Source organism: Alkalimonas delamerensis, assembly GCF_030717955.1.
In the GTDB taxonomy this organism is placed as follows: Bacteria; Pseudomonadota; Gammaproteobacteria; order Enterobacterales; family Alteromonadaceae; genus Alkalimonas; species Alkalimonas delamerensis.
In genome coordinates, this window is record NZ_JAUZVY010000003.1 from 296980 (window position 1) to 310083 (window position 13104).

At 53.7% G+C, this 13104-nt stretch carries 6 protein-coding genes and 1 tRNA gene; 4 read left to right on the plus strand and 3 right to left on the minus strand.

Features of this window, described 5'->3' with window-relative positions:
* Positions 1-20 precede the first annotated feature (20 nt).
* From Q3O59_RS09690 to Q3O59_RS09700, 3 genes are all read left to right on the plus strand, one after another.
* A complete protein-coding gene (locus Q3O59_RS09690; RefSeq protein WP_305945392.1) occupies positions 21-7298 on the plus strand; it encodes an InlB B-repeat-containing protein in 7278 nt (2425 codons plus the stop codon).
* Positions 7299-7550: 252 nt separating this feature from the next.
* Complete coding sequence (locus Q3O59_RS09695; protein ID WP_305945393.1) at positions 7551-8411, plus strand: transporter substrate-binding domain-containing protein; 861 nt, start codon at positions 7551-7553, stop codon at positions 8409-8411.
* 86 nt (positions 8412-8497) lie between these two features.
* A tRNA-Leu gene (locus Q3O59_RS09700) sits at positions 8498-8584 on the plus strand.
* Here the strand turns inward: Q3O59_RS09700 and Q3O59_RS09705 are convergent.
* Positions 8585-9448, minus strand: a complete 864-nt coding sequence (locus Q3O59_RS09705) for a sugar phosphate isomerase/epimerase family protein (protein WP_305945394.1) — start codon at positions 9446-9448, stop codon at positions 8585-8587.
* A gap of 223 nt (positions 9449-9671) precedes the next feature.
* Here Q3O59_RS09705 and Q3O59_RS09710 point away from each other — a divergent pair, with 223 nt between their 5' ends.
* Positions 9672-10160: a GNAT family N-acetyltransferase gene (locus tag Q3O59_RS09710; RefSeq protein ID WP_305945395.1), complete on the plus strand. Its 489-nt coding sequence runs from the start codon at positions 9672-9674 to the stop codon at positions 10158-10160.
* Here Q3O59_RS09710 and Q3O59_RS09715 read toward each other — a convergent pair.
* The gene (locus Q3O59_RS09715) at positions 10157-11311 is read right to left on the minus strand and encodes a GGDEF domain-containing protein (protein WP_305945396.1); all 1155 of its coding nucleotides are present in this window, start codon (positions 11309-11311) and stop codon (positions 10157-10159) included. The genes Q3O59_RS09710 and Q3O59_RS09715 overlap by 4 nt on opposite strands.
* Before the next feature lie 175 nt (positions 11312-11486).
* Entirely contained in the window at positions 11487-13076 is a 1590-nt protein-coding gene (locus Q3O59_RS09720) for an FG-GAP repeat domain-containing protein (protein ID WP_305945397.1), read from the minus strand.
* Positions 13077-13104 lie beyond the last annotated feature (28 nt).

Consider the following 13104-nt stretch of genomic DNA (forward strand, 5'->3'; position numbering starts at 1 on the left):
TGTCTGTTGGAGCACGACCTATGCAGCCCCTACACGTTACCCTTCGTATCCTGTTGTTTGCTTTATTGACCCTCTGGGGCTGGCAGGCGCAGGCCGATTATATCGTCAGTGGTGCCGGTGATGCGGATGCTAATGGCACCTATGTTGAGCATGGCGAGAGTGATGGGGTGCCAGCTTTTCGGAAAGAGGGCGGGGCGCAGACCTGGTATTTAAAGCGTTGTTGGGGAAATTACTGGACAATTGAGCCATACGAGTTCTGCGATGGGATGAACTATGAGGTGAATTCTTCTTCCGATACTCCGCCAGAAACTGGTTGGGGCGGTTGGCCAGCTCCAGCACCTACAGTATTTCCTGCAGGTCCTTTGGTGAGCTTTAGCAGCAAAACTCTGTTTGAAAGCCTGCGCAATGATGGCCGTTTTGATGAAAGTTTCTTGATAAGCCACAACCTGTTGGATGACGATGGCTTTAGCGGCACAGTTGGCGACGACTTGCTGCAACAAGGTCACGCCATCCTGACGAATCTGCCCGCAGGTTTAAGCGCCAGCTTGGTCGTCAACAACAGCAGCGAGCTGGAGCTGCGCATTGCGGGTACTGCCTTAAGCAGCAGCCAGGCCGATACGGTCACCGATTTAACCTTGCAACTGTTAGATGCCGCCTTTATCAGCGGAGATGCCAGCGCCAATATCAATGCCGAGGTTGCTGATTTAACCCTGCAATTTCGGGACTTGCACACCGTAGGCAGTAGTGGTGACTTTGCCACCATAGCCGCTGCCGTCGCCGCTGCTGCGCCTTACGATATCCTGCAACTGGCCGCTGAAACCTTTACCGAAAAAAATATCTCAATTAATAAAAATCTGGCCATTGTAGGCGCAGGACCAGCGCATACAGTCGTGCAAGCAATGACGGTGCCACAAGCAGAGATAGCGCGCATTTTCCGTGTAGAGTTTGGTCTACAAGAAGTGATAATCAGTGACATGACCCTGCGCTACGGAAATATGGACACTGATGGCGGCGCTATTTTGGCAAGCTCCCCTTTGACGTTAATAAATTGCCGTTTGACTGAAAACAGGGTAACCAGATCAAACTCTCAGCTTGGGGCTGCACTCAGAGCTAACTCTACCCTGCTGATGGACAGTTGCCTGGTCGATCACAATATCGGCACCAATCTAACGGGTTTTCAGGTAGCTGGCGGGGCCATCGCATTAAATGGCAAGTCAACAATCGTCAACAGCACTCTGACAGGCAATCAGCTGATAGTGCCGAACGCTAGTTTTCAAACAAGGGGAGGTGCGATAGGCTTAACGGATTTTGCTGAGTTAACCCTTATTAACTCAACCATTACAGAAAATTTTTCTTCCGGGCATGCCGGTGGTTTAGGCTTGATGTTTGTTTCAGCCAGCACCAAAGTGCAGATTTACAACAGTATCATCTTTGGCAATACAGCGGGCTTAGCCCCTGATTTTGCCGATGTTAGGCTGGAGCTTGGCGTGCCAGCCGTTTACAGTCACTCCATTATTGGTGCCCGCTGGAGTGATAACGTCGATGATGTTATCATCAACTTGATCAGCGAAGACCCTTTGTTACTGCCACTCGCTGATAATGGTGGTCCGACTCTTACCATGGCCTTTCAGGCCGGCAGCCCTGCTTTGGGTGCGGGAGTATTGAATAGTGATACCCCCAGTGTTGATCAGCGTGGCTTGCCTCGTGGAGCCGCCATTGATATTGGTGCTTTTCAGGCCCAACAGTTCACTTTGACCTATGATGGCAATGGTTCTGACAGTGGAGCTGTTGCTGCGACTAGCTGTTATGCATTTGGCTTGAGTTGTCCATTAGCTGTCGCTTCAGCTACAGAACTTGAGCGAGCTGGTTTTACTTTTGGCGGCTGGAATACGACTGCCGATGGTACAGGCACGCTATACAACCCTTCGGATAGTATCACATTAAGCACGGACACAACGCTTTTCGCACAGTGGCAAACTCCGAACTACACCATTAGTACTTCTGCTGACAATGGCAGCTTAATCTGTACGCCCAACCCGGCGACGGCAGGCAGCTCAGTCAGCTGCAATGCCAGTGCTGACGAAGGGTATACCTTTATTGGCTTTGGTGGTGATTGCAGCGGTTATCAGTGCCAATTTGCAGCCATTGATGGCGATAAAACAGTAACCGCCAACTTCCGTTTGCAAGAATCGGGTGATGGAGTGAGCAATCCCGATGGTCTTGGCGAAGGGGATGGCAACGGTGATGGCACCCCGGATTGGGAACAGCCACAGGTTGTATCCATAGACTCGCAAGTCATCGGCCAGGAAGGCACTTTTGAAGCGGAGCCTGGCGCTGTATTTACGAACACAGACAACCTTGCCGCACCGACGAACTTACCACGTGGGGTTCGGATGCCGCTGGGGCGTTTTAGCTTCGATCTGGCGGTTCCGGGAGTGGGGGATACTGCCAACCTGACTTTTTATGTTGATCGCAGTGCACGCATTGGCGGCTACCATAAATGGAATCACCTGACAGAGCAATGGGACAATATTGCCACCAGCGTGGCGCTAGAGGGTGACAAAACCAAAATTACCTTTCAGTTAACGGATGGCGATGCCTACGATGTAGATAGGATTGCCAATGCGATTATTCAGGATCCTGGTGGTCCAACAGAAGATATTACCAGGCCAGTTGTGCCTGAAAATCAGCGGTTTGTGGTTCAGGTTGAGCCACTGGATCCCGAACTTTTGCAAGGTACCTTAAGCTATCGTTTGGCTAGCGAGGTTGCCGGTGCGAATGCCGATGCAGCTATGTTTGAAATCGATGCTATCACCGGTGCGTTGCGGTTCAAAGAGGCACCAGACTTTGAAGTTCCGGCCAGTGCAGCGGCAAGCAATTTCTATCGGGTTCAGGTTGTGGTGGAAGGGGCTGTCAGTGGTTCTGAAACCATTGAGCTGGAAGTGACAGTGATCGATGACCCTGGTGTTGATGGTGTTATTATGAACCTGGCGGGGTATCAGGCTGAGTTTACTCCGGGTGGTGCCCCTGATTTTGCTACGCCAGAGTCTCCGGCTGTGCAGGTTGGCGTTTTTGATACCCTGGACGGTGGCTATTTGCGACTGGCGCAAGTCGCCGGCACCCAAGACGGCAGCTTCGCGTTGGATGACTTCCTGGATGCTGGTGCCGGCCCGGATGAGCACCAGGTAGGGAGCACCATTGAGGCCGGTGATACCATTTTCACCTTTGATGGATTTGGCTGGTTGGCAGTTGGCACTGTGGATATGCAGCGAGATGGCCAGCAAGGGCGTGATTTGCTGATCCACTTTAATCAGGATGCGTTAGCGCTGGATGCCGAAATCATTTTGCAGGCGTTGTTGTACAGTGCACCAACCGATGGTAGTCGTGAGTACCGGGTGGTGCTCTCGGATGGTGTTGACGTATCTGAGCAAGTTACTTTTACCCTCAGTGGGATGGATACTACGGCACCCGCCTTGGTCGAGACGATGCCGGCAGATGACGCAACCGATGTTGCTGTTAGTGCGCCCTTGGTATTGACCTTTAATGAAGCTGTTAAAGTGGGTAGCGGTATTTTAACCCTTACAGAGCAAGGCCACAGTGTCTTTGAGATCGATGCTTCCGATACGGCAGCCGTGGTTTTTCAAGGCAAAGAGGTCCGTATTGCATGGCCGGAAGAGCTATCTTTTGATCAGACTTACCAGGTAAGTTGGCCTGCAGGCTGGGTGCAAGATTTAGCCGGTAATGATGGCGTTGCAGAAACACTCAGTTTTACCACAGCAGAGCCTGCTAGTTTTACCATCACCTTCGACAGCGCCGGCGGCAGCCCGGTACCGGCAATTACGCAAAATTTTGGCAGCCAGGTTGATGCGCCACCAGTGCCGGTAAGAGAAGGGCATAGCTTCCAGGGCTGGACCCCCGCTCTGCCAGAGACGATGCCAGCAGAAAACCTAACCTTAACCGCGCAGTGGAGTCTCAACAGCTACACCGTGAGTTTTGTCGATTGGAATGGCGACGTGCTGAAGACCGAAAGCGTCAACCATGGCGCTGGCGCCACAGCGCCGGCTGCGCCCACACGGGTTGGGTACAGCTTTACCGGCTGGAGCCCGGCTGATTTCAGCAACATCAAAGCCGATAGCATGGTGACGGCGCATTACAATGTCAATAGTTACACCCTAAGCTTCGACAGTGCCGGTGGTTCAGCTGTGGCAGGTGCCAGTTACGACTTTGGTGCTCCAGTCACTGCGCCCACTGCTCCGATGCGTGAAGGTTACACCTTCTCGGGTTGGAACCCAGCTTTGCCGGATACCATGCTGGCTAATAACCTAGTGGTGATCGCCCAATGGACAGTCAATCAGTACACCCTGAGCTTTGACAGTGCCGGTGGCTCTGAAGTTGCGGCCATCACGGCCGACTTTGGCAGTGCGATTGAAGATCCGGCCGTGCCAACGCGTGAGGGCTTCACCTTTGTCGGTTGGAGCCCTGAGCTACCGGCGACCATGCCAGCTGAGGATGTGGTTGCAACGGCGCAGTGGACCCAAGATAGCTTCACCGTCAGTGTCAGTCTCATTGGCGAGGGCAGTGTGACACCGGCGAGTCAGCAGGTTAATTTCGGACAGAGCGCCAGTTTTGCGCTGAGCGTGACGGACAATACTTTTGTGCAGATTGACAGTAGCTGTGCGGCCAGCCGCTCAGGCAATGACATTGTGACGGCGGCCATTAAAGAGGATTGCAGCATTACGCTGGTGGTGCACCCGGCGGTGCAAAGCAAGGTGGATGATAGCAGCCCAGCCGGTTCACTTGAAACACGCAGGTTCCGCATCATGGGTGGTGCTGGTGAGCAGGTACTGAGCGCCATTCAACAAACCCGCAGTGGTAGCACTACCTGGCTGGATCTGGCCGAGTCGGCGACCTTGCTGAGGCAAGCCGAGGATGGCAGCTACTTGTTCAGTGCCGAGCGTACCGGTCGTTACAGCTTTGAGTTTACCGACTCGGTGTCCGGCGAACAGGTGAGTGTAAGCTTCGATGTGCTGCCATACCTTGCCTTTACGGCCAGCAGTCAGCCGGTGCAGCAAGATGTGACGGCGCAGGTTCGGCTGTGGCTGAGTGACGAGCCGATTGACTACCCGGTACGGGCTGAGCTGGAAGGCACCCTAGCCAGTGTAGTCAGCAGCATTGAGCTGCGCGCCGAGGACAAACTGCGCAAGCCGCTGCTGGCGACGGCCACGGCTGTCAGTGATGGCACAGTGCGCTTGCGCAGCACCGGTCTGGAGCAAGCTTTGCTGGGAACCCCTGTCGAACATCGGCTGGCGGTGCAAACTGCCTTGCCGCCATTGGCATTAAAAGCCAGTGCGGAGCAAGATGGCCAGCAGACATTGGTGGTCAATCGCCATGGCGGTGTGGTGCATCTGAGCGCTGAAGAGCTGAGCGGTGCTGCGGCAACCTTCAGCTGGCAGGCGCTGGGTTTATCGCTGCAAGGTGAAGGGGCCAATGTCAGCTTCGATCCGGCAGGCCTAGCCACCGGCCGTTACTTTGTGCAGCTGACGGCCGAAGCTGGTGAGCGTAGCGGCGAGCTGGAGCTGGCACTGAACGTGATAGCCGAGTGCCCGGTAGCCGATTGCAGCAACACCGGCAGCAGCGGTATCCCGGCCAGCCAGAACTCGCAGGCCGGTCAATCGAACCGCTTGCCGATTTGCCCACAAGCCGAAGGCAACAACCGCGTCAGTCGGTGTGAAGGGCAGGGGACTATCTTTGCTGAAGTGCCAAGCCAGTACCAGCTAACGCTGGGGCTCTTTAGCGAGCAGCAATCCTGGCAGAGCGGTCAGTTTGGCATGGCTCTGACTGAAGGCAGTCTCAGCGATACCGGTTATCAGCAACTGGGCTTTGTGGTGAATATGGATGTGATGGGTCTGGAAAGCCCGGGCGAGTCGGTGCCGATAGCCATTCCGATGCCGGCAGGTCAGAGCATTCCAGCCAATGCCGTGTGGCGTAAGCTGGTCAATGGTCTGTGGCAGGACTTTGTCGAAGACGCCAACAACCGGATTGACAGTGCCCCGCGCAACGCGCTTGGCAACTGCCCAGGAGTGTCGTCCGATGCCTGGCGCCCTAGTTTGAACGAAGGCGATGCCTGCATTCGGTTGACCATTGAAGACGGTGGCCCGAACGACGACGATGGCCGTGCCAATGGGGTGATCCGCGACCCTGGCGTGTTGGCTGTGCAGCAAACAGCCAGCATCAGCTTTGACAGTGCTGGCGGCAGTGGCCTTGCTGACATCACCGCTTTGGTGGGCAGCGCCCTGACAGAGCCAGCTGCACCGGAGCGCGAAGGCTACAGCTTTATGGGGTGGTCACCGGCCTTCCCTGAGACGATGCCAGCAGAGGATGTGACTCTAACGGCTCAATGGCAAATCAATCAGTATCTGATTCAGTTCGATGTCGCTGGTGGACAAGCGATGGCGGATTTGGTGCTGGACTTTGGCGCTGAGATAAGCGCACCGACACCGGTGCGGGCAGGCTATACCTTTATGGGCTGGAGTCCGGCGTTGCCAGCGACCATGCCGGCCAATGATGTGCAGGTCACCGCTTTGTGGCAACCGAGCAGCGTGAGCGTCACCTCCAAAGGTGGCAGTCTGGGTGTGCTGAGTGCGTTGCTGCTGGCTGGGCTTCTGCTGGTACGGCGCAGTAAAGCCTGGTTCAAAGCCGGCTGTGCCGCCCTGTGCTTGCTACCGCTACTGGCTTTTAGCCAGGACTTTTACGCCGGCGCACAAGGCGGCATTACTCACAGTCACAGCTCTGGGTCCTTGGCCAGCGCAGTGGAGCGCAAATTAAACGCCGAAGGGATTTCGGGCACGGTAACGCTGAACTCCAACTCGGACCAAGCCTACCGGATTTTTGCTGGCTATCGTTTCAATGAATGGCTGGCAGCGGAGTTGGGCTGGCTGGATTTGGGCGAAGCCCAGTTGCATTACGATGGCTTGCCGGTTAATCAGGCGCGTGTGACGCTGCTGGCCCAGCCGCAACGCGGCCGTGGGGCAGAGCTGAGCCTGGTGGGCCAACTGGCCCAGCATGAGGTCTGGCAGCCATATCTGCGGCTGGCACTGTTTGACAACCGCAGCCGTTACGCCTTTACCGGCCCGGCTGCTGAGCCGGTAGAGCGCCGTGCAGGCATGCGGTTGGGGCTGGAGTTTGGGCTGGGCTATCAACTGAGTTCGGAGTGGCAGTTGATGGCCGCTGCAGCTCAATACGACACCAAGCACTTCAACACCCGCCTGTTCAGTGTGGGGGTACGTTACTCGTTTTGAGGGCAGGCCATGGCGTCGATGCCAAGAGCGCTTAAGCGGTGCTGCAGCCTGGGCAGTACCGCGGGGGTCTGGCAACTGATTTGATGGACTAGCAGGAGAAGCTTGTCTCTGAGTGAAGTCTTTTCTGAGGTAACTCGTCAGCTGGCTTGCCGTTATGTTTGCCAAAAAGACATGGAGTTTCATATTGCTGGCGGCATAGACTGCGACTAAGCTTGAAAAAGCAAGGTTTTATTGGCATGGGTTAGGTGATGCATGCGGGGATGGATAGCAGTGCTGGTGTTGTGTTGTTGTTCTGCGCTGGCGCAAAACACCCTGGTGTATCCGGCACCGGAAAGCGAACTGGATAAGCGTTTTGACGATATCATCGAAATATTGCAGTTGGCGCTGGAAATCACCGAACCGGAGTTTGGCGCTGTCACCTTAACGCCTTTTCCGGTCAGTTTAACCGAAGGGCGAGGACGCTTGCTGCTGAAGCAGACCCAGCAGCTGGATGTGATATGGAGCGCTACTTCCATCCAGTTGGAAGAAGAGTTACTACCGATTCGTATTCCGCTGCGTAAAGGCCTGCTCAGTTACCGCATCAGCCTGATCGATCAGGCGCAGCAGCCGCGAATGCAGCAGATCAACAAATTGGCAGATTTACAAAGCTTGCTGGTGGGGCAAGGTGCAGGTCGGCTCGATAGCGATGTTTACCAGTACAACGGCGTTCGGGTAGTCACCGGCTTGTACGACGATTTATTTGCCATGTTGATGCGCGGTCGCTTCGATTTATTTCCGCGCGGCATAGGTGAGGTATTTCAGGAGTATGAGCTGCGCAAGGGCGACTATCCGGAGCTGCAGATAGAAGAAGCCTTGCTGCTGCACTACCCCTGGCCATTCTACTTTTTTGTGCACCCATCCAATCAGGAGCTGGCAACACGGATAGAGCAGGGGTTGCGCATGATGATCCACGATGGCAGTTTTGATGCGATTTTTTACCGCTACAACCAGCAAGCGATAGAGCGTGCCCAGCTGTCGGAGCGTCGGTTGATCCAGCTGGAAAACCCCTTTTTACCCGCTGCTACCCCCATTGATGATCCGACGCTTTGGTTCACCCCAGAGCCAATACGATGATTTTCTGCGCAAGCGAGCCAAATGCTGCATAAATTTGCTTGCGTGAATCATCAGCCTACGTATAATGACAGGCGTTTTCCCCCAGTGCCTGGGTGGCGAAATTGGTAGACGCAGCGGATTCAAAATCCGCCGTTGGAAACAACGTGTCGGTTCGAGTCCGACCCTAGGCACCATTATCCAAACCTCATCTTTGTAAAGCCTTTCATGCCCTGTATTAGGGTGCGCTCCAATTCGTCTGTGTAATCTTTTTCTACAAAAGCATACTGCAAGCCAGCCAAAGCTGCTTTTTCAGCAATGGGTGCAAAATCAATGATGCCTTGCCCCAGATCCGCAAAACCACCATCTGCTGCCATGTCTTTCAAATGCCATAGCGGGAAACGTCCGGGATCTTGCTGGAAGAGTTGAGGAATGTCGACCTGCATTTTTGCGGCCCAGTAAATGTCCAGCTCCATTTTTAGCGTGTTTGCATTGGTATGTCGCAACAAGACTTCATAGGGTGTGGTGCCATCAGTAGGGACAAATTCAAAGTCGTGATTGTGGTAAGCCAGTTGTACTCCGGCGGCTTGAAACTGCTCACCAATGTGGTTTAATTGCTCTGCCAGATGCAGGTAGCTGGCAATCCCATTGGCACGCTCAGGTTCGTGCAAATAAGCAAGCACCACGTATCGATGCCCCAGAGTCAGTGCCTCTTCCAACACTTTGGTGGGTGCATCCAATAAAGGTTGCAACAGGGTATGCCCGGCTGGGGCATTGAGCCCTAAATCAGCCAGCCAGTTGGCGACTATGCTGGCCGGATGGCCAAATAAACCTGCAAACTCCAACTCCTTGTAGCCCAAGTTTGCTACCAGCTGCAAGGTGCTGCGGGCATCTTGCTGCATCAGTTCTCGAACGGTAAATAACTGCAAGCCGGGCCGGAAGCGCTGTCCAGCAAGTGCTAGGCCTGGCAGCATGGTTGTGCTGACGATTAAACCTGAGCCAGCCAATACCTTTAAAAAATGACGGCGTGTTGTACTTTTAGGCGCTGTTTCCTGAGTCATGTGATGCTCCTCTGATGCTCTTTAACAGGTTAGCACGGCTGTGTGCAAGCAAGATCCTCAAAACAGCTCTCGTCGGATCTCTGCTATCCAGAATGAGACTTGCAACCATGGTTAGGTCATTATATTTTGCTGAATAGGTTTACAGAGGGTGCGGCTGTAGATCGCGGCTTAGCTTCGACCGAAGGTTGTCATCCACATTAAAATTTGATTGGAATTACAAAGCATGGATATCCGCCTGGCTACTGAACAAGATTTCGACCAAATATGGCCTATTTTTCAGGCCATAGCCCAAGCCGGAGAAACTTATGCTTTTGCCAGGGACATTAGCAAAGAGGAAGCCAGGCAGATATGGCTACTGGCGCCAAGGCAAACTTTTGTGGTGGAAGAAGGCGACCAAATTCTTGGCACTTACTATTTGAAGACCAACCAGGCAGGTCCAGGCAGCCATGTCTGCAACTGCGGCTATATGGTGGCTGACACTGCCAGAGGGCGAGGGCTTGCGACTGCCATGTGTGAACACTCACAACTACAAGCTAAGGCGCTGGGGTATCTGGCAATGCAGTTTAACTTTGTCGCATCCAGTAATGAAGGTGCCGTCCGATTGTGGCAAAAGCTTGGGTTTGCCATTGTAGGCCGATTGCCCAGGGCGTTTAACCATCCATCTTTAGGGTTGGTAGATGCTTTGGTGCTGTACAAGTGGCTGGTTGATTAAGCCTGTGGTTGATACAGACAATACCCACCTCGGCCATGGTGTTTCATTTCATACATGGCATGGTCGGCTTTTTCCAACAAATCACTGAAGTCCTGCCCATGCTCCGGGTAAAGGCTAATGCCAATACTGGCGCCCAATCGATAGGTTTTACCATTAACAGCAAAAGGTTGCTGCAGCAGCTGCAGGATTTTTTGCGCCACGCCTGTGGCATGGTCGCTGTGTTCTAGCTGGGTTGCGATCACCACAAACTCATCCCCTCCGATGCGAGCACAGATGTCGGTACTGCGAATGCTGTTTTGCAGCCGCCTGGCAACCTCTTGCAACACCAAATCGCCGGCTTTGTGGCCATCGCCATCGTTGATGGGTTTGAAGTGATCAAGGTCAATGTAGTACAGCGCAAGCAACTGATGCGGCCGGGTTGCCAGTTGCAGGGCTTGACCAAAGAGGCTGTCCACATAGCGCTTATTGCGCAAGCCGGTCAGTGGATCCTTGTAAGCCAAATCCAGAGCTTTACTCTCGGAGTCCAGTAAGCGTTTTTGGAACAACGACAGCACAGCGCCGAGAAGGGCGGTATAGAGCAGCACTACCAGCACCGTGCCTATCAGAAAAGCCAGCAGACGCCACTCGACAAACAGCAGTCTGGATATGGGGATGTACAGCAGCCAGTGCAGAATTAACAGCGCGCCAAACAGCACTATACTGCGTTTAATCCAGAGATGGACGGGAGCGGTCCCCCGTTGCACGTTTATGCAAACGATGGCCAGGCAGATCACATTAAAAAGAACCAGGCTGGCAGTGTACAGCAGGGGTGGCCATGTCAAAGCATGGGCCAACAGTAGCCAGCTTTGCATCACTAGCACCAGCGCAATAAGGGTGCGTGCCGATAGCCAGGGGCCAAAAAATCGCGCCGTGCCCAGCATCAGCATCAGCTTTTCGAACAACACCAGAACAGAGTAAGCCAGGCGCGAGCTGGCTATTTCTTCAGACTCGATGCCCAGCACGGCAATGCGGGCAAGAAAAGCAAACAGAATCGCCAAAGCCCACCAACCACAGCCTGGGTTGGTGCGCGGCACTCGGCTGGCCAGCAGCAGCAGGAAAAAGTAAACCAGATAAATGGCGGAGCCGGCAGTATGAACACTCTGGAACAGCATGCGTTTTCCCTACACAACAACGAACAGAAGTCCTTTTCCACCCCAAGCCCAATCAAAGCCTGATTGCGGTGGCTGGCGCTTTATGCATTGAGCAATAATTAACCATAGTCAAGATCGGGAAAATTGTAAATGTTTGCTGATAGTCCCTTGGTTGCAAGGGACTCATCAAGATGCCCTAGTCTTCCGCTGTCATCGGAGGTAAGCCTGTGTTGAGGTTGAGTTTCGGATGATTGTCGTACTGTGTGAACTGGCCTGTCATGTCCCCATTGACATAATTATTTTTGACGATATCGGGCCAGCCGTTCTGAGTTAGATCCCCAACAGCGCCGCCATGAGTGAAGGTGCTGTTGCCAGAAAGCCACTCTGCGGTACCGTCTTGCATCCCCCCATTGGTTTGTCCAAGTAGCAGCAGATTTTGTCGACCGGGAAAAGGGGAAGCGTCAAAGCCATGATCAAGGATCAGGACATCTTCGAAGCCATCCTTGTTGAAGTCGGCTACCAACCATTGTCGGGCATGCTGGACACCAACTCGATCCGGATAATCCGCCGACGTAAAAGTGTTGTTACAACGACCTGATTCTGCTGGATCATTCAGGCAGTTGTCGGAACCAGCACCGCCGTATAGCTCGAACTTCCCATCATTCTGGCCATACCAGATAACAACTGGCCAAAGCCTATCCGGAAAACCAGAAATCGGGTTAGCAGCCACCAAATCCATCCTGCCATTACCGTTGATATCGGCCAGGGCGCCATTTTTCCAAATTCCGGCTCCGGCATTGCTGAAAGGATCCAACGATGCGCATTGTTGTTCTGGATCATCCGGGCAAGGGGAGAGGCGCAGTTCGCCGCCATTAAAAACCACATCAAACACCAGTTGACCGGGGGAGGAACGATTCAAAAAAACTGGCCAGGTGGCTTCCAGGCTACTAGCTACCAAATCTGGCAATCCGGAATTGTTCAAGTCTGCCGGGAGTGCATCGAGCGTATACCCGACAAAGCGCTCATTTTGAGTGTTCATTCCACGATCAAACCAGAGACAGTCATCCTGATAGCTCCCCATGCTGTCTTGAAGAGTGACGCTGGCTCTTACAAAGCTTGCGGTACTGTCATTGAGAAATATCTGGGCTGAGCCAGAGCAGTTTTGCTCTGGATTTCCGGGCGATGTGATGAGAAAATCCAGGTGGCCATCACCATCAAAGTCTGCAACGCGGATCCACTCTGGCCAACCGGTTAGTTGACGATTAGCAATTTGAGCGGATGCATCGGTGAAACTTCCATCGCCCTGATTTAACCATAAATGCAGCTCTGAGGTTTGGTAATAACTTCCCTCACGAGCATCCACGGTGACGGCCAAAATATCGGTGAAGCCGTTGCGATTAAAGTCTCCCTGAGCGAAAGCGACCGTGGCCCCGTCGGCACCAAGATATCGGGGAGGTAATTGCGTACCGTGCAATTCAAAGTTACCTGTACCGTCATTGATCAGTAACCAATCCCTGCCAGTGGCTCCTGACCCGGTTGGTCCAGAGAGAATCAGGTCTAAGATGCCATTGCCAGCTACGTCAATCAACATGGCTGCGTCGATATTGGCTGCGTTGACGGCTGCTGGTAATCGACCATCTTGAGTCGGTGGTGGGGATGATGTTGGTGGTGGGGATGATGGCGGTGGAGCCGCTGTTGGTGGGCTGCTTTCGCTTCCACCACCGCAGGCTATCATGATCAAGCTTGCGCTGACTAAAGAGCAAAAATGTAGCTTCTTCAAGGCCATGCTGATTGTCTCTGATGAACTTAGTGCT